Here is a 25,474-nt window from a genome sequence, read left to right as displayed (position 1 = left end):
TCAGGTGAGGCGGCCGGTCCAGTCGGCGGCCGCGGCGCGGTGGACGGCGGCCGGCGGGGTGTCGAAGTACGGGGAGATCCCCGTGTCGTCGCGGCCGTCGCCGTCGGTGTCGAGACCCCGGCCGTGACGCCGTCAAGGTGGCCGAGGCCGTGCTCGTCCTCGTAGCCCTGCAGCCAGGGGGAGCCGGGTGAGCCCTCGCCGGTGAATGGGGACTCGACGCCGACCAGCTGGTCGGCGGACGGGCTGGACAGGTTCGTCGTGGACACCTGCCCGGTGGAGTGTTCGAGGCTCTGGCCGGTGTAGGGCCGGGTCCCGTCGGGGTGGGGGCCGGCGGGGTGGCCGAAGACGTCGATCACAGGGGTCGTCGTCTCGTCGATCCTCTTGTTGAAGGCCAGGCCCTGCCCGCCGACGATGTCCCCCAGCCGGCCGTTGGTGGTGAGCGTGCCGTCGCCGGACGGGACGACGCCGACGTAGACGCTGACGTAGACGACGTCGCGGTCGGGGTCGCGGTACTGCGGGAAGTCGTAGTGGGTGAACGCCTGCTTGCCGGCGTAATGCCGTACGGGTGAGTGCCGTCGGTGGCGGGGCCGGGGATGAAGATCCAGTCGGCGGCCCTACGTGACCGGCGGCAGGGGAGGTCCGTCGACGGCGCCCGGCGCGGGCAGCCGGGCGGTGGAGTCCGCGTACTTGAGGAGGAGACGGGCGAACTCGAGCCGTTCGGCGTCGGGCCAGTCACGGGTGATGTATTCGAATGCCTGCCGCTGCTGGCGGCGGAAACGATCGAGGAGGGCGGCGCCTTCCTCGGTGAGGTGGAGCACGGTACGGCGCCCGTCCTGCTGCGAGGCCGCACGGACCAGGTAACCGTGGGAGATGCAGTCGCTCACCATGCGGCTGGCCACCGACGGGTCCACCAGGAGGTGGGCGGCAAGCCCGCCGACCGTCATCTCCGTGCCCGTCGCCCTCGCCTCGTCGACGAGGTTGAGGACCAGGTTGCGCTTGAGGTTCTTGGGGCTCGCCGGGGGATCGACCGGGGCCTGCCTTGTGCGCGGCCTCAGCCGGGCGAAGGCCGTGCCGACGGCGTCGAGAAGGGCCTGCCCCTCCGGCATGGAGGCGGGGTCCGCGTTGGTCACCCCCGCAGCCTATCGCATGTATCTGCAGACTGCAGATACATGCATAAATGCACAGGATTGCTGGTTGCATTAACATGCTGATCGCGGCGGGGGAACTCGGCACCAGCCAAGCGATGTGCCTGCCCGGAGAAGAGAGAGTCATGATCACAGCCATCATCAACGGCCGTGTGTTCGACGGTGAGCACGTGCGGGAGGACACCACCGTCGTGCTGGACGGCACGCGGATCGCCGCGGTCGGAGGTGAGCCGCCCGCCGGGGCGGACGTCGTCGACGCCCGGGGCAAGACGCTGCTGCCCGGCCTGTTCGACGCCCACGTCCACACCTCCGACGAGGCTCTCGCGCTGGCGCTGCGGTTCGGGATCACCACCGAACTGGAGATGCAGGGCATGAACACCAAGACCGGCCGCGCGCACATCACGGAGAACGACTCCCTCGCCGATGTCCGCTCCGCGGGGTTCGGCATCACTCCTCCGGGAGGCCACCCCAGCGAACTCATGCCCGAAGATTTCACCCCGGAAGGCCACGGCGAACCGGACGACCGAAGTGGTAGGTCCGGCCCGCATGAGATGCCCCTGATGCCGTTCTCCACCACGCCGGAAGAAGCGGTCGCTTTCATCCCCCGGCTCGTCGCGGCGGGCTCGGACTACATCAAGTTCATGGTCGATGACGGCACCGTCGAAGGCCACCCCGGTCTGCCCATGCTCGACCAGGCAACCCTGACCGCCGGCGTCGCCGAGGCCCACCGGCACGGGATGCTCACCATCGCCCACACCCTGACCATCGACGCGACACGGATGGCGATCGAGGCCGGCATCGACGGCTTCGCCCACCTGTTCATGGACCGGCCGCACACCGACGAGATCATCGACCTCATCGCCGCCTCCGGCGCGTTCGTCGTCCCCTGCGTCGTCCTGAACGCCTCCATGATGGGCATCACCGGCTCATCCCTCACCGAGGACCCACGCGTCGGCTCACGCCTGAACGAGGCATGGACGAACACCCTGAACAGCAGCTACAACCGCTACCCGCAGGGCGAACTGGACGACGTCCTGGCCTCGGTCAAGGCCCTGCACGACGCCGGCGTCGACCTGCTGGCGGGCACCGACGCGGCGCCCCTGCCTCTGCCGTTCCTGGGCGGCGTGGTCCACGGCGCCAGCGTCCACCAGGAGCTCCAGTACCTCGTCCGGGCCGGCCTGACCCCGATCCAGGCCCTCCGCGCGGCGACCCTCACCCCGGCACGCCGCTTCGGCCTGGAGGACCGTGGCCGCATCGCTGAGGGCCTTCGGGCCGACCTGCTGCTCGTGGACGGCGACCCCACCACCACGATCGGCGACACCCTCAACCTGCGTGACGTGTGGCGCCGCGGCACCCGCACCGTACTCTCGGCCTCGTAGAGACCGGCTCCCAGCGAACGACCGCTGCCCGTCACATCCTTCGTGGCGGGCAGCCGCCGTGTGGCCACCCGGCCTGACGCCGTACGGGAACAGGCACGATGGCTCAACCTTCCACCATGCCCGCAGCAATCCCGTGACGTGCCGCGCGCTCCCCGGGAGCGGACCGCGACCGCCGAGAACCGGCTGACGAAGGCGGTGGCCTGCTCAACCGATGAGCCCGCCGGCCCGGGAGGGTCTGTCCAAGCGTGGTTCTACCGGCCCGCCCGGGAGAGCAGGCGATCATGGCCTGGACGTTCTGACGCTCGGAAGGGCGCGGGGGAGTGGGTTGTCGGGTGGTCGGTTTCGTGGCGCCCGATCCGAGGCCGAGGCGGGATCACTGGAAGTACGGCCTGCGTCGGGTCGATTCCGTTACCGGAAGATGCGGATGTTCTCACGGACCCAGTCCTGGAGGGTCAGCGGCGGCTCGCCGGTGAGCCTTTCGACGGTGTCGAAGATCTTCCAGTCCCAGGCGGTCGATTGGCGCTTGAGCTCCAGCAGCGCCTCCAGACGAGGTCCCGACCAGCCGAGGCGGTCGAATTCCGCCTGGGTTTCGGCTGGACTGCGTTCGATGAGCTTGATCGGCCGGCCGAGGATCCGGCCGATGATGTCGGCCTGGTCCCGGGGCGAGAGGGCTCGGCCGCCGGTGAGGGTGTAGGCCTGGCCGTCGTGGCCGGGCGTGGTGAGGACGTGCGCGGCGACGGCGGCGATGTCGCGGGGGTGGATCATCGCGGAGACGGGGTCGCCTTCGGTGACGTACATGGTGTGCTCGGCGGCGATGGTCGGGGCGTAGCCGTACAGGTAGGCCATGAAGGTGCCGGGGCGCAGCATCGTCCACGGCAGGCCGGAGTCCATGATGACCTGTTCGCCGAGCCGATGGCCGGTGCTGATGGGGTCGGTGGCGTCGAAGGTGACGCCACTGGTGGACAGCTTGACCAGATGGGAGACCCCGGCCCTGGCCGCCGCGGCGGCCAGGTTGCGTTCCTGGACGGGACCGTCGGGGCCGTAGCCGGGCGGCAGGACGAAGACCTTGTCGACGCCGTCGAGGGCGGCGTCGAGGCTGTCGGGCCGGTCGAAGTCGCCGGTGGCGACCTCGACGCCGGCGGGGAACGCGGCCTTGGCGGGATTGCGGGTCATGGCCCGGACGGGGATGTTCCGGTTGGCGAGCAGGGCGAGGAGTTCGGAGCCGACAGTGCCGGTGGCACCGGTGATGAGGAGCATGAGAGGTCCTTTCTCGGGGTTCAGGAACGGGAGAGCTTGGTGTCGGGGAGGAACAGAGGCAGGGCCGGCCCGATCAGCGCGATCGGGATGATGGCGAGGAAGACCAGGTGCAGCGCGTCGGCGTAGGCGGCCGGGCCGGGCCGGAAGCTCGCTGGTCACGAGGGCGGCGAAGAAGGAGGTGCCCAGCGCGGTGCCCATCTGCCGGGCCATGGTGGCGGTGCCCTGGACGGCGCCGATGTCGTCACGGCCGGCGGCGTTGCGGGCGGCCAGGCTCAGGGCCTGGGAGTTGAGTCCGCCGGCGATGCCGTACAGCAGCAGGAACATGGTCGCGAGCACCGGGCCGGCGTCGACGACCGCGCACAGCAGCCCGGTCAGCGCGAACAGGACCATGCTCGCGATGGGATGCCGGCGGTAGGAGCCGGCGCGGGCGATCAGCTTGGTGGAGGCGTAGGAGGTGAGCACGACGCCGAGCATCATCGCGGTGAGCAGGTAGCCGGAGGTCTGGATGCTGAGGGACAGGACGGCCTGCAGCCAGAGCACCAGGTAGTTGACGATGCCCAGGCCGAGGAACCCGGCGATGAAGCCGACCGCCACGACGATGGAGAACGTGCGGTCGCGGAACAGGCGCAAGGGGATGACCGGGTCTGCCGCGCGGCGCTGGGCGAGCACGAACAGCACCGGCGACAGCACGCAGGCGGCGGCCAGGCCGAGGGTGACCGGGGAGGTCCAGGCATGAGCGGTGCCGGCCCAGGTGGTGAGCAGGTTCACCGCGACGATCGCGGCGGCCAGGAGGATGACGCCGAGGTAGTCGATTCGGGCATGTTCGCGCTGGGCGGGCAGGTGCAGCCGGATCGAGATGACGGCCACGACGAGTGCGCCAAGGGGCAGGTTGACCAGGAAGATCGAGCGCCAGCCGGCCATGTCGGTGAGCAGGCCGCCGATGGTCGGGCCGGTCAGGGACGCGGCGCCGAAGGTCAGAGAGAACCAGCCGTAGTAGCGGGCGCCCTGCTGAGGAGCGAACATCTCGCCGAGGACGGACAGGACAGAGATGAACAGGCCACCGCTGCCGATGCCCTGGACGACGCGGAAAGCGATCAGCTGCGTCATGGTCTGGGCCAGGCCGCAGGCAGCCGAGCCGGCCAGGAAGACCAGGATCGAGATGAGGAAGATGCGCTTGCGGCCGTACAGGTCACCGAGCTTGCCGTAGACGGGAACGGCGGCGCTGCCGGCGATGAGGTAACCGGTGGTGACCCAGGCGAACCGGTCCAAGCCGCCGAGGTCGGCGACGATGCGGGGCAGCGCGGTGGCGACGATCTGCGAGTCGAGCAGGGACAGGAAGACCGCTGCCATCAAGAGGACCACGACTGTGGTGGCACCGGCCGACGCGGTCACGGCGGGTACGGAAGAACGGGAGGTCACGAAGATCCTTGCGATCAGGGAGGCAGGCTCCAGCGGAGCCTGCGAACGAACAGGAGAAGAACATCGGCCCCGAACGGGCGATGGAGATGGGATCGGTCAGGTGCGAACCTGACGCGAACCGGCCTACTCGGCCCTCTCAACCCTGATCCACCCGGTTGCGGGATCATCGATCAAGGTTCTTCATGGTGTTCGTTTGTTCTCGAGGCTCCCGATGGATCGCTAGGACACAGACGGTCGGGGAGGTGATCAACCGGACGCCGGTGACGTTAACACTCCATGCCGGGGGAGCGCCACTCCGGGTCGGCCAGTGAATGTCCGCCGCTGCTCAGCCCGGTCGTGACCTCTGTCACAGCGAGTCCGGCACGTTTCCACCAGACGAGTGACTCCGAGAGAAGATCGCCAACACGCCTCATGAGACGGCCGGCGGCCTCGAATCCCTCTCATGACTCGTTCTCACTCAAGCCCCCCGGCCATGTGGTTCTGGGAAACGTTTGCGAGAGGATCGGACATGGCCGACGCTCCGGGCCGGTTTCCTGGTGCGCGCGCATTGGTTCCCGAGCGCGTGGAGGGGTGATCGATCAGCGATGCGCCGTTGCGATGAGGCGTCGCAGCGCCGCGTGGGCGGGTGGGCCCCACGTGGCCTTGCCGCCTGGCCGGCCATGGACACCGGCATCGCCGACGTGGAGGCCGACGAGGGCGCGGATCACGGCCCATCCGCGGGCGCGGCGCAGGGTCGCGGCGTCCGGGGCCGGCTGGTAGGCCGCGTAGAAGCGGTCGGCGGCGCCGTCCGGCAGCAGGTTCCAGGCGGCGGCGAGGTCGACGGCCGGATCGCCGGCGAACAGGGCACCGAAGTCGATCACGCCGCAGAGGGTGCCGTCCGCGGTGAGGACGTTGGCCGGATGCAGGTCGCCGTGGAGCCATAGCGCCGGCCCGGCCCAGTTCGGGGCGGCGGCGGCGTCTTCCCAGACGGCGCGGACGGCGTCCGGGTCGGGGATCAGGCCCAGCTCGGCTGCCGAGGCGAGCTGCTGGGCGACCCACTTGGAGGAGCCGGCCAGCGGCCCTCCGCGGCCCTGGCCGTCGGTGTCCACCTCTTCGGGGGCGGGTTGGTGCAGAGCGGTCAGGAAGGCGGCCAGGGTGTCGGCCGCCTCCGCGCCGCGCGTGACGGGGGCGCGGTCGGCGGGCTCGCCCGGCACCCAGGTGGTGACGATCCAGGGTCGCGGGAACAGAGCGGAGGGCTCACCGAGGCGCTGCGGGACGGGAACCGGCAGCGGAAGGCGCGGAGCGAGGACGGGCAGCCAGGCGTGCTCCTTGCGCAGCAGCTCGTCCGCAGAATCCCCCACCCAGGGCAACCGGACGGCGAGGTCGTCACCGAGCCGCCAGAGCTGGTTGGCCCAGCCCAGCGCGCCGAGCCTCACCGGGTGGTCGGCCAGGTCGGGGTGCTGGTCCCGCAGCAGATCCCGCACCAACTCCGCAGTGATCTCGATCTCGGTGTGCGTCATGCGGATCAACAGTAGCCGGACTCGTGCAGCCCGCCCGTTTTCTCCCCGGTTCAAGGCTCACCCAGGATGACCTCACGCCCCTGACGTGACCTATTTGCCTGACAACTCCAGATGATCCGGCAGGCAGGTTCAGGCCACCTGCCTTACCTGCCTGCCGGTCCGGACGGACCCCGGATAACGGGTCCGCTCCTCGCCGCTCGGCGACTCCACGCTCGCCGGTCTCCCTGGGCTTCGGCGATCTCACCAGCGGCGATCCCGCCACCGACCTTGCCGCCGGGCGGCCGGTGTTCGACGAGAACGCACGCGGCACCTTCCGATCACGCGTGGACGCCGATTGGGCGGTTGACGGCAGGGGAAACGCCCGGGCCCTTGACGCCTTCCGGCTTTGAGGGCATCACTGCCTAAGACGGCGACTCATCTGGTGAGTCGGTGGTGGCGAATGAGGGTTGCGACGTGGTCGGCCCGGCGTTCATATCGTCGATATGAACGCTCCAGTCAATGAAGGAAGAGCCGTACCCACCGACAAACGGCTCACAGGTGGAACCGGGTGGTCTCTTCGAGGCCGGCGCGGCCGGTCAGTACGGCGCTGCCCGGCGCGTCGGGGTTCCGGTAACCGAAGGAGACGCCGAAGAGCAGCTTGCGGTCACTCACCTCGAGTTGCTCACGCACGGTGCCGGCGTAGAAGCTCAGCAGCCCTTGGGGGCAGCTCGCGATGCCGTAGGCCGCGAGGGCGAGCAGCAGGGTCTGGCCGTACATGCCCAGGTCGGCCGCCATCCGGACCTCCCCGTTCGATGGCAGGAAGAGCAGGGCGACGTGCGGAGCGCCGTAGAAGCGGAGGCTGTCGGTCTGGTAGGCGTCACGGGCGGCCTGGTCGTCGCGTTCGATGCCGAGGGCCCTGTACATCGTCGTGCCGAAGGCCCGGCGGCGAGCCGCGTGGACGCCGGTGTAGAGATCGGCGCTGTAGGGGAAATCGGTGGAGAGCGCCGCGGGCGTGGGCCGCCAGCAGCGCCTCACTGAGCGCGTCGCGGGCGGCACCGCTCACGACCTCGATGCTCCACGGCTGGGTGTTCGTGTTCGACGGTGCCGCACCGGCCAGCGAGAACACGGCACGCAACACGTCGTCGGGCACGGGCTCGGGGCGGAACGCGCGGACCGAGCGCCGGTCCCGGATCAACCGCTCGGCGTATTCGGGCAGCAGAACATCAGTGGACATCGCTCTCCTTCTGGTCGTGCGTCAGGGGTGTGTCCGGTCCGGTCGGCGCGGACGGTTTCTCGTCGGCCGGCAGGAACGTGTCGAGGAGCCTGTCGACGGCGGTCACCAGGCCGGTGGCCGAGCGGCCGGGATCGAAGATCTGACTGGTGATGTGGGCGCCGTCGACCAGCATCTGGATGAGGTAGGCGACCTGCCCCGTTCCCGCAGGTATGCCACTGCCAGTTCGTCCTTCGATCCGAAGGCCCGGTAGATGCTCGGCTTGCCCACCCCGGCCCAGCGGGTGACGGTCGGGGCGTCGGCGCGACGGCAACGCAGGAGCTCTTGTCGGACGGTCGACATGCCCGTATCGGCGTCGCCGTCGACGGTGCCGTCCGGACGCGAAGAACCCCGTGAAGGTCGACTCCACGGGGCTTCGTCCATCCGGTCGCCTTCCCTGGCGGGCCTACCCCAGGTCGCCCGCGGTCTTCACGACGACGCCGTACAGGTCGCCGATCGTCGCCAGCGCGGCGTCGTGCAGCTGCTGCGCCGGCACCGCCGACACGACGGTCTCCAGCGGCCGGGTGGCGCAGGCGTCCGCGACCACGGTGGGCTTCTTCCCGTGCAGGAAGGTGCCCTCGGCGGTGAAGGTCACGCACATGTTGGTCATGAAGCCGGCCACCACGACATCGTCATTGCCCGCCTCGTCGACCAGCTGCCCGAGTTCGGTGCCCACGTACGCGTTCGGCGCGGTCTTCACCACGACCGCCTCGCCGCCCACCGGCGCGACCTTCGGATGGATCTGCCCGATCTCGGCCTTGACGTCGTACGGGGTGCCCTCGCCGCCGTCGTTGACGATGTGGATGACCGTCGCCCCGGCCTCGCGGGCGCGGGCCAGCAGGTCCGCCGCTGCGTCGAGCGCCTGCTCCCAGCCCTCGAGCTCCATCACGCCCTCGGTGTAGGTGTTCTGGTAGTCGACCATCACCAGCGTCGCGTCCTTCAGCGATGCCGGGGTGTCGTCGAAGCCGTTGAGCTGGCGCAGGGTGGTGCGTGCCATGGGATGTCCTCTCGTCGCGTGTCGTGCCCACTGGTCCATGGGCACTTCCAACGCTATGGAGCCCGCGTCATGTCGGCAATGTCGCGTAACCTGCAAATACCGACATCGCTGAACGGGGGCCCGGCATGACCACGATCGAACGCCTGGTGGCGGTCGTCGTCTTCGACCAGGTCGACCTGCTCGACGTGACCGGGCCGCCCGAGGTGTTCTCGCTGCTGCAGCGGGAGATGGACGAGCCCACGGGGTACCGCGTCCTGCTCGTCGCCAGGACCATGGATCCGGTCATCACCTCGGCCGGCGTGCGGATCCTGCCCGACGCGACCTTCGACGACCTGGAGGGCCGTTCGATCGACACGGTGATCGTGCCCGGAGCGGTCACCGTCGACGGGGACCGCCGCGTCACCGCGCTGGTCGAGCCGGACATCGTCGAGCACGTCGCCAGGCTCGCCGAGCGCACCAGGAGGATGACCTCGGTGTGCGTCGGGGCCCACATCCTCGCCGCCGCGGGCCTGCTCGACGGCAAGCGCGCGACGACACACTGGTCCACCGCCGCGCAGCTGGCCGCCGAGCACCCTCGGATCACCGTGGACGCCGAACCGATCTTCATCCGCGACGGCGACGTGTGGACCGGGGCCGGCATCAGCTCCTGCCTCGACCTGGCGCTGGCGCTGGTGGCCGACGACTTCGGCGAGCTGCTCGCGCAGAGGGTCGCCCGCCAGCTGGTGGTCTATCTCAAGCGGCCGGGCGGCCAGAGCCAGTTCAGCGTCCCGCTGGAGCCGATCTCCACGACCCGGCGGGTTGACGAGCTGCGGCACCACATCGCCGGGCACCTCGCCGACCCGCTCACCGTGACCGACCTTGCCGAGTTCCTGCACATCGGCGACCGACAGCTCACCCGGATCTTCAAGAACGAGCTGGGTATGACGCCGGCGGCCTACGTGGAGTCCGCCCGCCTGGAGGCGGCCCGCAACCGGCTGGAGACCGGAGACGACACGATGGGTCGGATCGCGACCAGCTGCGGCTTCGGCACCGTCGACACGATGAACCGCGCGTTCCGGCGCGCCCTCGGCGTCACGCCGGGCGAATACAGGAAGCGGTTCAGGATCGGGTGAGAGGCGACGCCGCCCGGCCACCATGACGGTGGCGGGAGGATCGGTTCCGAGGGCGGAGGCGCGTACCGGGCTTTGTGCCGGACGCGCTGGCCTCCCGGCCCTGTTCCAGGCGCATGCAGTAGTCGGAGCTCACTCCGGTGAGCGTGGCGACCTCCTCACGGCGCAGACCGGGCACCCTGCGACGACCGGAAGTAGGAATTCCCACGTCTTCGGGGCTCAGCCGGGCACGCCGTGCGCGGAGGGAACTTCCCAGCGCGTTTTCGGCGGCGGGGTCCTTGTCTGCGTCCATATGTCGAGGCTAGGGCTCCGCACTGCCTTGTCGTGGGGGCGAAGGGGGGCGCTTCACCCAGGAACAGCACATCCTGGACAACCGCCACCTGGTGCATCTGACGATGGCAGCGGTTGCAGGGGTCCCGGTGGCGATCGGCTGGACACTGCGCGGCCAGCATTGATCCAGATTCGCGGCGATCAGGGCGGGGATGTCTCCGCTGGAGGGCTCTAGCTGTTCGGTGCCAGGGGTGAGGTTGTCCGGATGGTCGATCAAGCGCGGGGTACGGACCGGCCGCCACCGCACCGGGATCGGCACCGGGTCATCCAGCGACCGCCGCACGGCTTCGTCGTCCCACTGCCGGTGCACCAGCCCGGCCGGCACGTCCAGGGCCTGATCCATCTGCTCCGAGATCACCGCCCCGGGAAGTGAGGAATCGACCGCCCTGCGCCACCACCCCCACAGCGGCACCAGCAGAGGGGGATGGCCGGCACGACGCAGGCCAGCTGAGCCCGGTTCGCCGCAGTCTCCAGCCCATTCTCGTCGCGCAGTGTCCAGCCGATCGCCACCGGCACCACGGCCAATGCCGTCAGGGACGCCCACCGCGTGCCGTCAGGGGCGCCCACTACGCCACCGCGTGCCGTCGGGGACGCCCACTACGCCACCGCGTGCCGTCGGGGACCGCCACGCCTCGCCATGTCCCCATCATGACGATCACCCCTTGTCCGGACGCGCCTCGCAAGCAACTTGTGACAAACCCATCCACCGGCATCTCCGTAAAACCTGCGGGCTGGGCAGCGGGGCCGCCAAGGAACTGGGCGGTGCCCCCTGAGTGGTCAAACCCCACAAATCCGGATTAATGCTGGCCGCACAACACCGGCGGTCCGCCGTTCGCTCGCCAGCGACCATCTCGGCGCGCCACCTTTTCGGCGAAGATGATCATAAGGACGCTTTCCGCTGTTGTCGCTCACGAGAGTTGGCAGTCGCTCACGCTTGTTGTCATGAGGTTGGCGACTGATCATCGACCTTGTCATATTGATCATGCTTTAAGATGATCAACGGCGTGACGCTGCCGCCCGCCCCAAGGCTCGACATTCACCAAGCGCTGAGTGAACTGCCCGTTCCTCTGACCTACGAGGGTCCTTGTCCCGGCGGGCAGGTGGGTGCCGCCTACGTACGCTGGCCAGACGGCCATCGATCCGTTCTGACCCGCGGGCCCGATGTGAGTCACCTGCTGTCAGTAGCCCGGGCCGCGGGCGTCAGGACTAGCGGGCGGCGGGCTTGACCAGGCCGCAGTCGTAGGACAGCACGACCAGCCGGGCGCGGCTGCTCAGGCCGAGCTTGGTCATCAGCCGGTTGAGATGGGTCTTGATGGTGCCCTCGCTCACCGACAGCCGTTCGGCGATCTCCTTATTGGACAGCGCGTGCCCGACCAGGCGTAGCACCTCGGTCTCGCGGGCGGTCAGGCTGCCGAGGGAGGGGGCTGAGGTGGGCGGGCTGACGAACGCCTCGATGAGGCGCTTGGTGATGCCCGGCGTCAGCAGCACGTCACCGGCGGCGACGGTGTGGACGGCGGCGATGATGCGTTCGGGCGGGGTGTCCTTGAGCAGGAAACCGCCGGCTCCGAGCCGCAGCGCCTTGTAGACGTACTCGTCGAGGTCGAAGGTGGTCAGGACGAGCACCTTGGGCGGGTTCTTGCCGGTGGCCAGGATGTGTTCCATGGCGGTCAGGCCGTCCATGCGCGGCATCCTGATGTCCATGAGGATCACGTCCGGCTTGAGCGTGGCCGTCATGCGCATGGCTTCCTCGCCGTCGGCGGCCTCGCCCACCACCTCCAGCCCTGAGGCGCGCAGCAGCGCCGCCAGGCCGGCCCGGATGAGCACCTGATCGTCGACCACCAGGACCTTCGTCATCACCTGCCTGCTCAGATCGGCGCGTCCAGGTCGGACGGCGGAAGCGGGAACATCACCAGAACCTCGAAACCGCCCTGAGCGAGCGGATGCGCGATGATCGTTCCCTGGTAGAGCCTGACACGTTCAGTCATGCCGATCAACCCGTCCCCGCCGCAACCGGGACCGGCGGACGAGGCGGCGGGCGCGCCGGGGTTCCCGCCGTCATCGGTGATGTGCAGGGTCAGGGCATCCCGCGTGTACGTCAGCCGGATGCGCACCTGGGCCGGACCCGCGTGCTTGAGCACGTTGGTCAGCGACTCCTGCACGATGCGGTACGCGCACAGGTCCAGGCCGGGGGGCACCGTCCTGGGCCGGCCCTCCACGTCCACCTGGATCGTCTGCCCGGCTGTGCGCATGCGCTCCACCAGGATGTCCAGCTGGCCCAGCCCCGGCATCGCCGGGTGGCCGCCCTCGTCGTCCTCGTGGGCCTCGATACGCAGGATCGACAACAGGCGCCGCATCTCGGTCAGCGCCTCGTGGCTGGTGTCGGCGATGACGCCCAGGGCGGCGTGCGCGGTGGCAGGGTCGGACAGCGCCACGTAGCGGCCCAGCCCGGCCTGTATGGAGATGACCGACATGTGGTGGGCGACCACGTCGTGCAGTTCCCTGGCGATGCGGACGCGTTCATGAGTGACCGCCCGCTGCGCGGTGACCTCCTGTTCCTCGGCCAGCCGCACGGCCAGGGCGGCCAGTTGCCTGCCGCGTTCCCCCAGCAGCCGCACCACGCTTCCGGTGATGACCGCCCAGGCCGCCACGATCAGCGCCTGGCCGAGCGCCGACCACAGCGCGGCGCCCGGCTGCAGGTTCGAGGCGTGCGTCCACTCCGTCACCACCAGCACTGTTCCGGCCGCGGTGGCCTGCCAGGCGCAGCGTACGGCCACCGAGTACAGCGCCAGCAGCGGGCCGATGCCGTTGAGCCCCGGATGGTAGCCCAGCGCGTGGTAGACCAGCGACGCGCTCACCGAGACGACCAGCAGGGTGAACGGCTCCCGCCTGCGCATCGCCAGCGGCGCGTTCACCAGCGCGGTCAGCGTCAGCGACAACACGTCGGTCGGCCGGCCCCTGCCCGGCTCGAACACCTCCCACCCCCACGTCCCGGCGACCAGCGCCAGCGCGAGCACGCCGTCGGCCGCGGGTGAGTCCAGCAACCGCGCCCAGCGGTCGATCCACGGCCGGCCGAGCGTGACGCGGGAGCCGGACATCACGTCACGCTCACCCGCGGCGTGCGGCTGGGCAGCGGTCATGGTCCGGCTCCCGGTAGGAAGGGGAATTTCGGCTCGATGATGCTCGGCTGCGGCAGCCGTGGCAACAGGCCGGTGCCGAAGGGGACCTGCTTGTAGCCGATGTAGGCGGTCGGATCGACGTATCCGCGGTTGACGTGGTTGAAGAACGCGCTCGGTGAGTTCGTGGTCACCTCGTACATGCGCATGGTCCTGAGCGCCACGAAGTCCGGCATGTCCCGGCCACCGACCGCGGCGAAGTGCTGCCGGATGTCCGGGTGCCGGGCCGCGGCCCGCTCGACCGCTTTTCCGATGTTCACCCGTCCGAGGGAGCCCTTCTTCGGCTTGAGCGCGGCGTCCATCTCCGGCCGGCTCAGGTACCTGCGCATGTCGCCGGGGTTCTTGACGAAGCGGTCGCGTAGGCCGACGGCCACGTCGGCGTAACCGTCCTTGTTGAAATCGCCGCTCACCGATGTCGTGCCGAACTTGGCTCCGGCGGTGATGGTCGAAGGAGTCACCGTCCGGTGCGCGTAGAGGTCGGCGGCGGTGCAGGGGGTCGCGGCGTACGCGCCGGCGGGCGCGGGGCCCGTCACGGTTCCAAACGCAAACATCATGAGAACGCATAACCAGCCGAACCGGCGAGGACGAGCCACGGAGCCGCCTTTGCCTAGCAGGACAGGATCTCGTTGAAAATAACGAGATGAGCTGCTTTGGGCGTCTCCCGCCAGATGGAAAAGTGATCCATCGATCGGTGTAGCCGGCGTCGGCCTTGTCAACCAACGCGGTACTTCGGCGACGCGTACTGCGGCTATTCATCGCCTGCGCAAAGCACCTCGCTCAGCCGTCGGCGGACAGGAAGGCGTGGCAGGCCTTCAGCTCCGGGCGCAGGGCGTTCCTGCCGGACTTCTTGCTGGCGAAGACCTTGCGGCATCCGGCGGCGGTCAGGGCGTCGATCTGCCGGTTCAGGCTCTGTCCGCGGGGGAGACGCGGGCGTAACCCTCCCGGGCACCCCCCTTCTGCCGTGGTGCTGGCCGGAGAACATTGAGACTCGGATGCCGCCCGAGGGCGTGCCCGCCTACAGCGGCAAGCTGCTACTCCCGGAGCTGGACGAGCCGCTGGAGGTGCGGTTCTGGATCACCTCCCCGCAGGTGGCGGTGGACGCGGTCGCGGCGACCCGTCATGGCACCGAGGAGTGCGGCCGCTCCGGCCATGACGTGCTCAAGGGCGTTGCAGGCTTCGACCGGTCAGGGTGGCGTGGCGTGCAGGCCCTGGTCACGACGGATGCCTGGACCGAGGACGGCTACCCGGGCGCGGGGGCGACGATCGTGGCGGCGCGTGGCGGGCTGCCGGCGGAGGTGACGTGGGCCTGGCCGTTCGAGGTGGACGGCGAGCCTGACCCGTATGTACTGCTCCAGGGCACCGCGTCGGCCACGTCCGTACCGGCAGCCGTTGGACGGGAGGGATCAGGACGTTCGCCGTGCAGCACCTCGATGACTCGATCGCTCATGTCGCCGTGGGCATGCGCCATGGCACCACCATGGTCTACCTCCGTTGGCAGGGACCGGCCGGAAGCGATCCGGCCGCCGCCCTTCGCACCGGCCACGCCGCCATCATGCGCACATCAGCGTGCCCGCACGGCTGGCCCGGCACGGCCGCGGACACCTCACCCTGCACCTGCCCGCGCACTGGCGCTGGCAGCAGGTCTGGCTGAACGCCTTCGAGGCCGTCCACGACCCGCCACCGGCCCGAGCGGCCTGACCCGTCCCATATCCGCGCCACCGCCTCGAACCCGACGACCACGACGGTCACCGGCCATTGTGGCCCACCCACTGCCCCAGCCCGCAGCACCCGGACAAGCCGCGACCCGAGCACGGCAGGCCTCCCACATCCGAAAACAGGACCTCTACCTGCAGAGACGGTGCTCGTGGAGGAATTGAGCCAAAGAACGATCACAACAATTCACACCGTGGATCCAGGCTCAGATGGAAGCGTTGTCATCTGCGCCGGTCCTCGCGATCCCCTCCTCACGTTCAGCGCGCAGGTCCTCGCTCACCTGCGCGTGCGCGGTGATGGCGTGGGCTTCGGCCTGGAGGGCGGTGTCGCGTTCAGCTTCGGCCGCGCCGACGGCCTTCTCGTGCTGGGCGGTCTGTTTCCAGGCGGAGTTGGCCTCGGCGACCTTGGCGGCGGCCGCGGTCTTGGCCTGGCGGGCGGCCTGTTCGGCGGTCTTCTTGTCCGCAGTGGCAGTCTGCTCGCGGCGTTCGGCCAGCTGGGCCCGTAGGTCGGCCTCGGCCTGGGCCGCAAGTCGCTCGCGGTGGTAGCGGCGCTTGTGGCCGTCGCTGCAGTCCTTGGCGTCGGAGCGCTTCTCGGCTGGGATGGCGCCGCCGCAGCAGGGGTGCCGGTAAGAATGCTGTCATAGGCCCCAAACGGGGTTAATCACGGCTGGTGCGAGGCAGGGCAAAGTCCGCTGGGCGGCCCTTCAACCCGGTCGTCGGGTTGGCAAGGATCAGGCCGCGCTTTTTCGCGAAACCGAACAGCGATCGCACCGCGCTGGTCGCGGTGTGGCGTCGTGAGCCGTTGAGCGGTCCAAGCACTGCGTGGATGTCGGAGCGGGTGACCTCGCGCAGATGGTCGTAACCCGCCGCCCAATCGTCGAGAAACGGCCGGACGCATCCGAAATAGACATAGATGCTGGACGATGAACGACGGTCCGCCCGGGTGTCGCCGTTGAGCAAGACCAGCAGCCACTGCCGGACGGGATCGATGAAGCCTGGTGTGAGGTTGCATATGACGCGTTCGATCCAGGATCGGATCTCCGGAACGGAGCCGTCGTGGAGCAGGTCCAGATCGGTGAGCACTTCGATGAGCCTCGAGAGCGTGATCACGAAGTAGCGTCACGGGCCAGCGGCGTCAGGTCGTAGGAGAGCGAGGCGAACCGTGGGCGTCCGACCAGGGCCAGGTAGAGCAGGTCATGAGCGGCGGGTGCGCCAGCGGCGGCCTCCAGGGACGCTTCCCTGACGCTGCGCACTGGGCGGCAGAACAGGCCCTGTACGGCCGCAGCCGTACAGGCGTGCTGCGCCAGCGCTCCGGCGGCCCGCAGGAGAGCGGGGTAGGCCTGGGGTCCCTCCTCCCGCACCGCGCGCCCGACGTCGGCGGTGATGAGAACGGCCAGGTTCATGCCGCCTACGTGGATCTGCTCGGGCGGGTAGGTGAAGGCGGCCTGGACCGCCGCCATCGCGGCGCCCGGTTGTCGTACTTCCAGGGGGGACGGCGGGTGGCAGTCGTCGCACCTTCGCGGCTCCAAGGGAGACAGCGCGTACCAGCCGTCCGGCAAGCCGGTCACGTTCCTGAGCGCCAGCCGTACTCTCAGGCGTGAGGTCGCGACAGGTGAGCCCGGCGGCGGATCCGTGAGCGCCTCGGCGATCGCCCGGGCAGCCGACTCCGGCAAGGGCCTGGGGTCGGCCGACACGCCGCGCGGCCCCAGACCAGCGCTGCGCCAGGAGGGCAAGAGCGGCAAGGCGACGACGGCCGAGGCGCCGGGGGCGATCGTGACGCCCGCGGGATCCGGGACGAGGGTGAGCCCATGGCCGGGCGCACGTTCGGCCAGGGCTCCCATGAGGTGCCCGGCTTCCAGCTCGGCCAGGGCCTCGGCGAGCGAGCCGTAGCCGGCGGGCAGCCGGTCCGGACGGCGCCGCAGATCCAGCCTGACCCTCCGGGCGGGGCGCGGCGAGCCGGGACCGGCCAGGGTGCGCCGGACCAGGTCGACGCGCCAGGCACTGATGCCGATCCGCAGCCAGGGCTCGATCAGGTAGGCGGCGCGCGGCGAGGGGTAGGCGCGGTGGTCGTTGAACGGGTTGTGCGGCTCCCAGCGGGTCGGGGTGAGCACGTCCGTCAGGAGCCTGGCCAGGGCGGCGCCGAAGTCACCCCAGGCCGCGAGAGAGCTCAGCGGGGTGCCTGGAACGGCGGGCGGCTCGGGCCGTACCGGGCCCTCGGAGTGCGGGCCCTTGCCCGGCCCGTGCTCGTAGACGGTGGCCAGGACGGCGGCGATGCTGTCGGCTGGTACGTCGATGCCGTCGGCCGACGGGGCAGGGGACTCCGCCACGAGAGGCTCCGTCACGGGAATGGGTGGGGTGGCAGGCGGTCGGGTCCACGTGTGGGGCGGCGGCCCAGGAGGGCGGGGACGCTCCAGAGCCGGTCCAGGCCGCGCAGGCGCCGGTTGGCGTGGCCGAAGGTCATCGGCAGCGTGCCCGGCACGATCACCTTCGCCGCACGCAGGCCCAGACGGTCGCGGATGACGGGATGGCTCTGGTCCACGGCGGCGAGCTCCAGGCCGAGCCCACGCAGATGGCCGACGTAGTGGTCGAGAACCGCCCACAGGTCGCCGCCGGGTGGAGCGGGGGCGGGCACCGGTTCCGGAGCGTCCTCCAGGAGGAACGCGTACTTCCCTGCCGCCTCCGGCAGGCCGTACACGGCGACGTGGTCCTCCATGGTGCGGATCCGGTCCGGGTCGTCGAGCAGGCGCAGCAGCCGCTCCCTCGTGTAGTCGCCCGGCGCCTGCCTGGCCCGGTCGGCGGCGGATTCGACGTCCACGGCGATCTCCGCGGCGGCCGAGACCATCGCGGCCACCGGATCGGGATGCGCTCCTGCGGCGAAGAAGGCCGCGGGCTGCCTGCCGTCCCTTCGCCGGGCCATCGCCAGGGCGACGGGGACGCCGAGATCGTTCGTGGCGTCGAGGAATTCCAGGACGTACCCACGGTGGTCGAGGCGGTCGACCAGGTGGGGCAGCAGGAGATGATCGTCCGGTACGGCGAGGCGGGGCAGCGGGGTGCCCGCGTACCAGGCCATCAGGAACGCGTCGCGCTCCGCGACCTCGAAGAAGCCGTGCAGCACCGCCTCGGCCAGGCTGTTGCCCAGCCCGCAACCGCTGGAGGTCTCAGCCACGAACCTGGCCGCGTCGCTTCGTGGCAGCCCCCAGTAGGCGACGTGCTCGGGGACGAGGAGGGGCGTGGAGCGGGTGAAGGACCAACCTTGAGCCCAGGTGGTCGGCACGTCGGGGGTGTAGGGGACCAGGGTGCGGTGGGGGTCGGTCCGGTACCGGTCGGGCTCGTGCAGGCCCAGCGTGGCGGGATCGACCGCGCGGTCCGGGCCCAGGTCGGCGAAGGCCGCCCACACCGCACCGCCTGCGCCATCCGCCCGCGCCACCCTGCCCGCGCCACCTGTGCCGGCCGCGCCGGCCAGGCCGCCGTGCGGGCGCATGCCGCTGAGTCGCTCGACCGCCTCGAACAGGGCCACCCGCTCCGACTGCGCGAAGTCCCCCGTCCGGCCGAACCCGGCCACCTGCCCGTCCGGGTCACCGGCCAGCATCGCGGCCACCGTGGGCAGGGCCAGGGAGCCGCTGCGTCTGAGACCTGCCACTGGGCCGTACCGCGAGTCGATGAGCGTGTCGTGCAGGCGTGAGCCCTCGGTCTTCGGGTTGTGGGTCCGGAAGGTGCCCGCGACGGCTGGCAGCGGTGCTCGGGCAGCGGATTCTGCGGTGGGGGACGACGTCTGTGCGACGGCCGTCGCAGCTGGGGGCGATGGCTGGGCGATGGGCTCCTCCGTCGGCCGCGGTGCGCATGTCGGGCATCCCTCGGTGCGGGGCATGACGGTGTGGTGGGTCATGGAGCCGTGGTCGGTCCGCAGGGCGTAGACGACGTCCGCGTGCTGCTCGGCGTCGGCGAGCATCGTGGCCGCCAGCTCCAGCAGAGCGGGCTGGAAAGCGGGTGATGCCACACCTCGCAGGGTGAGCCGCGGGTCGCCCACCGGGACGGCGGTCCCGAACGCGGCCAGCCGCTGGGTCTCGGCGCAGGCCAGGCAGACGCCGCCTTGGGGGCCCTGGACCGGGCCGATCAGGACCAGTGCGCCCTCGTGGCAGATCGGCAGTAACGGATGCCGTCTGCTCTTGGTGCGGGCGGCGAGCTCCTCCAGCTCGGCCAGGCGGTACCGGGTCAGGAAGAGCGCCTCGGCGTCCGTGTCGCGTAGCTCTGTCGCGCAGGAGCGGATCTTCATTGGGCGCGTCCGAGGTCGAGCGGCCGCGCCGCGCGGGCAGGGGGTATCCGGACCGCGACCAGACCCGAAATCGCCCACGGCCCGCCGACCCCGGCTTCGTCTGCTACGGGTGCAGCCGGCCTGAGCGCGGTGGCCCCGATTTCAGTGGCCTCGGCTCCAGGGGTCTCATGCTCGCCGGCCAGGGCTGCGAGGACCTGCTGAAAGCGGGCCTCGCCTTCGCGGGAACCAGACGGCCAAGCATGGTCCCGGTACCCCCAGGGAAGCGGCTGGGGCGAGGGCTGCCATGCCGGGGTCGCGCCGCAGACCGGTGGACCTTCGGCGATCGACCGGCCCGCTCGGCGCGCCTGTTCCCTCGCCGTCGCCGCGAGCAGGGCGAAGGCCGCCGCCTCGCCTGCTTCGGCTTCCACCGCCCAGCCGAGGACGCACCCGCGTGCACTCACCTGGGCATGCACCACGCCGGCCGCGAGCCGTACCACCTCGATGCTCGCCGGTACGGCCAGGCGTAGGGTCAGCGCTTTCCACCAGCGGCGCGCCGCGGGATCGTCGGCCCACTCCGCCTCCTCCACGAGCTCCACGGCCTCCACCGGTTCCAGCCGGTTGCGATGGGTGGCCAGGCGCAGGGCCAGGCCGCGGGCGTGCAGGTGATCCATGCCGATGGCCACGTCGGAGGGCCGGGCGACCGCGGACAGGGCGGCATGCAGGCGGGCGGCGTTCAGTGTGGTGCCGTAGCCCACCATCTCGCCACAGGCGGCCAGGTTGACGGGGAGCTGGGGCAGATCCTGCGCCTGTGGGGTGGGCACCAGGCCCAGCTCAGGATCGCCGAGGACGTCGAGTGCCGCCATGGCCTCCTCCCAGGAGAGCGCCTCGCGGGGTGGCTCGGCGTCGGGCCAGGGGTGATAGGCCATCCTGAGCGGGTCGAGGCGGGCGACCAGGACCGCGTGGTGCGGTGTGGGGGTCTCGCGCCCTTCCCGGGAGGGGTCGGGCAGCCCGGCCGCCGCGCACAGCAACCGGTGCACCGCAGCCCCGGCCACCAGTGCGCAAAGGACCTCGGGCGGCTCCGCGGCGGGCCCGTTCGACAGGCGGGGGGTCGCGCCGGCGGATGCCTCATTCGCCGATGCCTCGGTGGACCCGCCCGACAGGTGGTGGGCCACGGCGGCGGCCTGCGCTGCCGCCGTGTCGGCGGAGCCCGGGGGTACGGCGTAGCCGACCTCTCCCAGGCACCCGGCCACCACGGCGAGCCGGTCTGACGCCTCCAGCGTCAGCGTGGAGGCCGGCCCCGGTACGCGGCGGTAGCGCATCCCCGCTGCGGCCAGGGCGCGCTCGGCGGCGGCGGCCGGTGCGCCTGCGCCGCAGACCGTGAACACCGTCCCGGCGAGCCGGTGCCACGCGGCGGCGGGGTCGGCCGCCGAGGACTCAAGCCAGGCGGCCACCGCGATCGGCGGCAGGTCGGGGCCCGGTTCTCCCCACCCCTGCGGCACGGCCACGAGCATGTCGTGCTCGCGCAGCTGGCCGATGATCAGCTCGATGGCGCGGGCGACCGGTTCCGGGGTGCCGGATGGGGCGGCCAGCTCGGGGGCGGGCACGCCGCCCGCCAGGGCCGCGGCGAGCTGCTCCCACAGCCGCCACAGCCCGGCCCCGCCCTTGACGGTGAAGCTCGACGTCCACCCGCGTACGTGCACCCCGTCGGCGGTGGGGGCGGCGTGGACGACCGGGCGCAGCCGGAGCACCTCCGTCATCGCGCCACCGACCCGAGGGGCGCCCCGAGCTGTTCGCGCCAGCTGGTGCCCGTCACCTGCTGGACCGCGCGGGCCATCATCGAGGCGGCCAGGTACCGCTCCATGGGCGTGACGTCGCAGACGGCCAGGAGCTGGTAGAGCATGTTGGTGCCGAACCGGTAAACGGTGAAGCTACGGCCGAGCGGAGGCCGGGTGAAGTCCACCGAGCGCAGCGCCCGGTGGTATTCACTGACCTCGCGCGGGGCGCCCGGGTCCCAGCGCCGGGCGGTGCGCGGATCGTCGAGCAGGGCGGCGCGTGCGGCGTAGCCGGGTCCGAGCTCCATCACCAGGACGCCGTCGTCGTAGGCCTGCCCGGCCTCGGCGCGGGCCGCCGCGCTCCAGGCCCGCCAGGCCGACACGGCGGCGGAGGGTCGGTGTCCTTCGGCGATGCGTGCCACGAGGTCGACGGTCGCCTCGCGGTTGCGTTCCCAGGCGGTGTCGAGACCATGCCGAACCCGGCCGTCCGGGTCGTGCCAGGTGAGGAAATCCTCCACGTGCGACAGGAAGGAGTGGTAGCCGTGCTGCAGGCCGTGCGGGTACTCGTCGGCGTGCACGGTCATCGCGGTGATCGCCAGGGCGATTCGGCCGGGCGCGCTGTCGCCGTCCGATGCGAGCTGGTCCAGGGCGGTACGGCACGGCGACATGCCCCGTTCGAGCACGCGCGAACGCAGCCGTACCAGCTCGGCCGAGCCCAGCAGTCCGGCGGTCGGGGCGTGGTCGGCGGGGGTGATGGTGACGGTGTTGTCGGGAAAAATGGGCTCGTACGGCCCGGCGACCAGCTCCAGGCGCCCGGCCTCGCGCGAGTGGGCGAGTAGTTCGGCGGGGGTCTGCCGGTTGGTCGAGGGGTGGCGGCTCAGGTGGCCGCGCAACCGATCGGCGACCAGCTCTGCGGCAGCGGCCAGCTCCGCCGGGCCGGCCGCTCCGAGCGCGGAGACCGGGTCCGGCGCCTCGGCGGCCATGCCGTCCACCGAGGCATCCCGGCCGTCCGTCGAGGCGGCCATGCCGTCCGCCGGGTTCGCGGCGCTCATCGTGCCTGGGCCAAGTCGGAGGCGGACGCGCAGGTGGGGGCCGTGGAGCCAGTGGCGCTCGACGTGCCCGCGTACGCCCGCCGCGACCGCCTCCCCCAGCGCGGGAAAGACGGCCTGCCTGAGCAGCCCCGCCTTGACGGGCTCGTGGTAATAGCAGACGACGTCCAACTCGCTCATGAGGCTCTCCAGCAGGATTCGACGATGAGCTCGGTCACCGGTTCGTCCACGGTCCCCGGTACGGGCAGGGCCTCCACCAGGGCGATGTCCTCGGGGTACCGCTCCAGGTGGGCGGGCAGGCAGCGCAGGTGCAGCGCGTTGCCCAGATCGACGTACTGCGGCTTGGCCGCCCGCAGCTTGCGCAGGAACCCGGCCAGCGAGTCCACGACCGTGGACGCCTCGGCGAACAGGTGCTCGGGCAGCCCGTGGCGGGCCCGGAGGCGGGCGGCGGCGACGGCGGGATGCTCGCTCCTGAAGGCTTCGCGCAGCGCGGTGGCCGCGTCGTCGGCGAACTTCCACTTGCGGCGCTGCAGCACGACCCCGTCGTGGGTCAGCCGTCCCAGCTCCGTCACCCCGCCCGTCTCGCGCCTGCCCGCGAGGCCGGACAGTGCCGGATGCCCGCACACCAGGTCCGCGGTGAGGGGCGCGGTGCGGTCCGGTAGCGAGTAGGGCACGAGGAAGCCGAGGTAGAGCACGCTCAGGGGGCGTCCGGTGGCGCGGTCGACGACCCGGACGAGCTCGGTGTCCTCGTCGTGGAGGAGGTCGAGCTCCTCGGGCTGGAGGTCGGCCCAGCGCGGGTCCTCGCCCACCTCGCGGGCGGTGACCATGGGGTGCAGGTTGGCGTTGAAGCCCAGCACCGGGCGGTATTGCACGGTGTCGGGGCCCAGGACGCGGTGCAGCCATTCCGTCACGGCCGCCGTGGCCGAGGGGTCGAGCTGGGGCAGGAAGCGGCTGGTGAACCTGGCGAACCCGGCGTAGACGTGGTTGACCGCGAGCCCGCCGCCGGGGACGGGCTGGACGAAGTAGGAGTAGGAGACCGGCCGGGCGTGCACCCAGGCGGGCAGCAGGTCTGCGGCGGCGTCGACGGCTTCCCTGGGGATCTCGCGGTCGAGCGAGTGCGGGTCGCCGGCGGCGGAGATCAGCTCGCGCACCTGCTCGCGGGCGGCCTCGATGCCGGGGTCGCGCTGCCTGTTGCCGAGCACCTGGCTCCAGACCTGCGACATCAGCTCTGTGCAGGCGGACAGGGGCACGCGGGCGCCGCTGCCGTACAGGTCGACGAACCGCTCGGTGACCAGGCGGCGGACGAACAGGTGGTGGTCGAAGAGCATGGTCAGCGGGGTGAGCCGGGCCAGCGCGGGCAGGTCGGCGCGGCCGTGCCCGGCGCCCAGGGGCAGGGGGCGGGGGAGGGTGACGTCCTCCATGAGAACCGGCACCCCGGCCAGGTCGGCGCCCACGAGCTCGCCCGTCTCCCGCCAGTCGTCGGCCAGCGCGGCGAGCGCGGCAGGGCGGGCGGCGGCGGGCAGGCTGGAGAAGGCCGCGGTGCGCTCTCGCAGGCTCGCCAGCCGCCCGGCCAGCGAGCCGCCCGCGACCAGAAGATCAGCGACCACGCCGTCTGAAACCACGCCGCCGGCGGCCGGGGCGGTCTCCAGCCAGCGTGCCAGGGAGCCCAGCACGTCCGGGTCCTGCGGGTCGACCGGCCACGCCGGCACGATGAGCCCGACGTCGATCATCTGTCCCACGTACGCGCCCGCCGCCTGCGCGGCCGCCGGGCTGGCGATGTTGCGCGCCAGCAGTTCGGCCAGTTCCCGAGGGGTGCGTTCCCCCTGGCGCAGGTGCCGGAGGAGGAAGGCGATCGGCCCGGTGAGGGCGAGTTCGACCCGTTCCTCTCGGGCCGCGTGCACGTGGGTGGCGTCGGCCTGGGGGATGTCGCGCTGGTACACCACCCGCCCGTCGCGCTCCCGCAGGGCGGGTGCGAGCCGGTGCGGCAGGTTCACGCGTCTGCCCGGGTCTCCGAGGAGGGCGTTCAGCAGCCGTGTGACCAGGACGTGGTTGACCTGCGAGCAGGCGCGCGGCTGGGGGTCGCCGCCAGGGCGCCCGTCCCACCAGCCGAGGCCGACCGAGGTGTACCAGGACAGCGGGCTGGTCTTGGAGGTGGCGCGCAGCGCGTAGCGCAGCACGGTGGGCTCGGCCTGGCGGGCGCGCTTGTCGGGGCGCCCGGCGCACGCGGCCGTGCGGTCCACGCCGTACAGCAGGTCGCGCCCGGTGAGGGTGACGGCCTGGCGCAGTGGCTCCGCCGTACAGATGCCGGCCAGGACCTCGCGTTCCGCCGTCAGCGCGTCGCCCCATCCGGCCGCGAGCTCCTGCTCCAGCCGGGCGCGTGCGCGGGCGGCGGCCAGCCACCCGGCCAGTCCGGGCACCCTTTCTGGCAGGTCGCCGAGCCGGGCCACGAGGGACTCGCGCGGCACCCGGCCGTTGTGGACGTCGCGCCGCAGCGGCAGCACCACGGCGCGGTGGAAGTCGAGGGAGTGGCGGGCGGCACTGGCCGCGAGCGCGTCGGCCAGGCCGGGCGCGGCCGCCTCCATGGTGCGCAGCAGTCCGGCCAGCTCACGCAGGGCCGCACGCCACGGCTCGGCCGACTGGGGACGTTCGGGGTACGGCAGGGCCGCGCGCCTGACCACCGCGAAGGGCGCCAGTTCAGCGCTCGCCGTACCGCTGCCTGACGGCCTGTCCAATGTGCTGGTCATCACGCATCCTCTGTGGGTGGTCCCCCGGCCACCCGTGAGCGGCCGGGGGGTGTGAGCGGCTTCCTAGATCGGGTCGATGGAGCAGCAGGAGCTGCACGACATCGACAGGTTGGAGCAGCTGATGCCGGAGGCGCCGGTCTCGGGAAGCGCGACGCTGTCACGCATCGCCGTCACCGACAGCTCCTCCAGAGACAGCTCATCGACCTGGAAGGCGAAACTGGGCATGGCACCTTCTCTCACTCAGGTGGGTTGGATGCACGAGCAGCACGAGGAGGTGGTCAGGCACCCGGAGGCGGCGGTCTCGGGGAGGGCGACGCTGTCGCGCATCGCCGTCACCGACAGCTCCTCCAGGCTCAGATCCGTCACCTCGAAGGGGAAAGCGGTCATC

Annotated in this window: 23 protein-coding genes and 1 pseudogene; 5 read left to right on the top strand and 19 right to left on the bottom strand. The window is 71.2% G+C overall.

Translation table 11 applies throughout. The features are described from left to right. The first annotated feature begins 335 nt into the window (after positions 1 to 335). On the top strand, positions 336 to 569 hold the full coding sequence (locus IEZ10_RS30020) for a hypothetical protein (RefSeq protein ID WP_189249888.1): 234 nt from the start codon (positions 336 to 338) through the stop codon (positions 567 to 569). Between the two features lie 45 nt (positions 570 to 614). Here the strand turns inward: IEZ10_RS30020 and IEZ10_RS30015 are convergent, their stop codons facing one another. Further along, the gene (locus IEZ10_RS30015) at positions 615 to 1,130 is read right to left on the bottom strand and encodes a MarR family winged helix-turn-helix transcriptional regulator (RefSeq protein ID WP_189249887.1); all 516 of its coding nucleotides are present in this window, start codon (positions 1,128 to 1,130) and stop codon (positions 615 to 617) included. A 140-nt stretch (positions 1,131 to 1,270) separates the two neighbouring features. Here IEZ10_RS30015 and IEZ10_RS30010 point away from each other — a divergent pair, with 140 nt between their 5' ends. Next, a complete protein-coding gene (locus IEZ10_RS30010) occupies positions 1,271 to 2,524 on the top strand; it encodes an amidohydrolase family protein (protein WP_189249886.1) in 1,254 nt (417 codons plus the stop codon). Positions 2,525 to 2,932: 408 nt separating this feature from the next. On the opposite strand, the gene IEZ10_RS30005 is transcribed toward IEZ10_RS30010, so the two are convergent. The 7 genes and pseudogenes from IEZ10_RS30005 to IEZ10_RS29980 all read right to left on the bottom strand — a co-directional run bounded on the left by IEZ10_RS30005 (position 2,933) and on the right by IEZ10_RS29980 (position 8,945). Continuing rightward, positions 2,933 to 5,173 carry an MFS transporter gene (locus IEZ10_RS30005; protein ID WP_268246392.1) on the bottom strand — a complete coding sequence of 747 codons (2,241 nt, stop codon included), beginning with the start codon at positions 5,171 to 5,173 and terminating at the stop codon, positions 2,933 to 2,935. A 605-nt stretch (positions 5,174 to 5,778) separates the two neighbouring features. After that, complete coding sequence (locus IEZ10_RS30000) at positions 5,779 to 6,699, bottom strand: aminoglycoside phosphotransferase family protein (RefSeq protein WP_189249884.1); 921 nt, start codon at positions 6,697 to 6,699, stop codon at positions 5,779 to 5,781. A gap of 531 nt (positions 6,700 to 7,230) precedes the next feature. Then, entirely contained in the window at positions 7,231 to 7,713 is a 483-nt protein-coding gene (locus IEZ10_RS29995; protein ID WP_229811784.1) for a nitroreductase family protein, read from the bottom strand. Between the two features lie 40 nt (positions 7,714 to 7,753). Continuing rightward, a pseudogene (locus IEZ10_RS39365) lies at positions 7,754 to 7,912 on the bottom strand (nitroreductase family protein); the annotation flags it as partial. Next, a complete protein-coding gene (locus IEZ10_RS29990; protein WP_189249975.1) occupies positions 7,902 to 8,084 on the bottom strand; it encodes a hypothetical protein in 183 nt (60 codons plus the stop codon). The gene IEZ10_RS29990 and the pseudogene IEZ10_RS39365, both read right to left, overlap by 11 nt. Next, the gene (locus IEZ10_RS40460; protein ID WP_373287433.1) at positions 8,015 to 8,251 is read right to left on the bottom strand and encodes a TetR family transcriptional regulator; all 237 of its coding nucleotides are present in this window, start codon (positions 8,249 to 8,251) and stop codon (positions 8,015 to 8,017) included. Before IEZ10_RS40460 ends, IEZ10_RS29990 begins: the two co-directional genes overlap by 70 nt. Positions 8,252 to 8,354: 103 nt before the next feature. Beyond that, positions 8,355 to 8,945 (bottom strand): isochorismatase family protein, encoded by a 591-nt coding sequence (locus tag IEZ10_RS29980; protein ID WP_189249882.1) that lies wholly within the window; start codon positions 8,943 to 8,945, stop codon positions 8,355 to 8,357. Positions 8,946 to 9,070: 125 nt separating this feature from the next. On the opposite strand from IEZ10_RS29980, the gene IEZ10_RS29975 reads away from it, so the two are divergent. Further along, entirely contained in the window at positions 9,071 to 10,057 is a 987-nt protein-coding gene (locus IEZ10_RS29975) for a GlxA family transcriptional regulator (RefSeq protein WP_189249881.1), read from the top strand. Positions 10,058 to 11,590: 1,533 nt separating this feature from the next. Here the strand turns inward: IEZ10_RS29975 and IEZ10_RS29965 are convergent. The 3 genes from IEZ10_RS29965 to IEZ10_RS29955 are packed head-to-tail and all read right to left on the bottom strand — an operon-like array spanning position 11,591 to position 14,090. Continuing rightward, positions 11,591 to 12,238 (bottom strand): response regulator, encoded by a 648-nt coding sequence (locus tag IEZ10_RS29965; protein ID WP_189249880.1) that lies wholly within the window; start codon positions 12,236 to 12,238, stop codon positions 11,591 to 11,593. 11 nt (positions 12,239 to 12,249) lie between these two features. Next, complete coding sequence (locus IEZ10_RS29960; RefSeq protein ID WP_189249879.1) at positions 12,250 to 13,521, bottom strand: sensor histidine kinase; 1,272 nt, start codon at positions 13,519 to 13,521, stop codon at positions 12,250 to 12,252. Next, entirely contained in the window at positions 13,518 to 14,090 is a 573-nt protein-coding gene (locus IEZ10_RS29955) for an FG-GAP repeat protein (protein WP_189249878.1), read from the bottom strand. Before IEZ10_RS29955 ends, IEZ10_RS29960 begins: the two co-directional genes overlap by 4 nt. Positions 14,091 to 15,123: 1,033 nt before the next feature. Here IEZ10_RS29955 and IEZ10_RS40115 point away from each other — a divergent pair. Both IEZ10_RS40115 and IEZ10_RS29945 read left to right on the top strand, forming a co-directional pair. Next, positions 15,124 to 15,255, top strand: coding sequence for a hypothetical protein (locus IEZ10_RS40115; RefSeq protein WP_268246390.1), 132 nt, complete (start codon positions 15,124 to 15,126; stop codon positions 15,253 to 15,255). A 208-nt stretch (positions 15,256 to 15,463) separates the two neighbouring features. Continuing rightward, the gene (locus tag IEZ10_RS29945) at positions 15,464 to 15,775 is read left to right on the top strand and encodes a hypothetical protein (RefSeq protein ID WP_229811783.1); all 312 of its coding nucleotides are present in this window, start codon (positions 15,464 to 15,466) and stop codon (positions 15,773 to 15,775) included. 151 nt (positions 15,776 to 15,926) lie between these two features. Here the strand turns inward: IEZ10_RS29945 and IEZ10_RS29940 are convergent, their stop codons facing one another. The 8 genes from IEZ10_RS29940 to IEZ10_RS29905 all read right to left on the bottom strand — a co-directional run bounded on the left by IEZ10_RS29940 (position 15,927) and on the right by IEZ10_RS29905 (position 25,473). Beyond that, complete coding sequence (locus tag IEZ10_RS29940; RefSeq protein ID WP_189249876.1) at positions 15,927 to 16,352, bottom strand: site-specific integrase; 426 nt, start codon at positions 16,350 to 16,352, stop codon at positions 15,927 to 15,929. A gap of 23 nt (positions 16,353 to 16,375) precedes the next feature. Further along, a complete protein-coding gene (locus tag IEZ10_RS29935; protein WP_189249875.1) occupies positions 16,376 to 17,596 on the bottom strand; it encodes a hypothetical protein in 1,221 nt (406 codons plus the stop codon). 11 nt (positions 17,597 to 17,607) lie between these two features. Beyond that, on the bottom strand, positions 17,608 to 19,542 hold the full coding sequence (locus tag IEZ10_RS29930; protein ID WP_189249874.1) for a TOMM precursor leader peptide-binding protein: 1,935 nt from the start codon (positions 19,540 to 19,542) through the stop codon (positions 17,608 to 17,610). Then, complete coding sequence (locus IEZ10_RS29925) at positions 19,539 to 21,278, bottom strand: hypothetical protein (RefSeq protein WP_189249873.1); 1,740 nt, start codon at positions 21,276 to 21,278, stop codon at positions 19,539 to 19,541. Before IEZ10_RS29925 ends, IEZ10_RS29930 begins: the two co-directional genes overlap by 4 nt. Then, positions 21,275 to 22,522, bottom strand: coding sequence for a lantibiotic dehydratase C-terminal domain-containing protein (locus IEZ10_RS29920; protein WP_189249872.1), 1,248 nt, complete (start codon positions 22,520 to 22,522; stop codon positions 21,275 to 21,277). Before IEZ10_RS29920 ends, IEZ10_RS29925 begins: the two co-directional genes overlap by 4 nt. After that, positions 22,519 to 25,086: a lantibiotic dehydratase gene (locus IEZ10_RS29915; protein ID WP_189249871.1), complete on the bottom strand. Its 2,568-nt coding sequence runs from the start codon at positions 25,084 to 25,086 to the stop codon at positions 22,519 to 22,521. Before IEZ10_RS29915 ends, IEZ10_RS29920 begins: the two co-directional genes overlap by 4 nt. A 63-nt stretch (positions 25,087 to 25,149) precedes the next feature. Beyond that, the gene (locus IEZ10_RS29910) at positions 25,150 to 25,311 is read right to left on the bottom strand and encodes a thiazolylpeptide-type bacteriocin (RefSeq protein ID WP_189249870.1); all 162 of its coding nucleotides are present in this window, start codon (positions 25,309 to 25,311) and stop codon (positions 25,150 to 25,152) included. A 15-nt stretch (positions 25,312 to 25,326) separates the two neighbouring features. Next, entirely contained in the window at positions 25,327 to 25,473 is a 147-nt protein-coding gene (locus tag IEZ10_RS29905) for a thiazolylpeptide-type bacteriocin (protein WP_189249869.1), read from the bottom strand. Position 25,474 lies beyond the last annotated feature (1 nt).

It is taken from the genome of Streptosporangium pseudovulgare (assembly GCF_014648055.1).
GTDB lineage: Bacteria > Actinomycetota > Actinomycetes > Streptosporangiales > Streptosporangiaceae > Streptosporangium > Streptosporangium pseudovulgare.
Note: the sequence above shows the minus strand (reverse complement) of the source record. Positions and strands in the feature narration are given on the sequence as shown.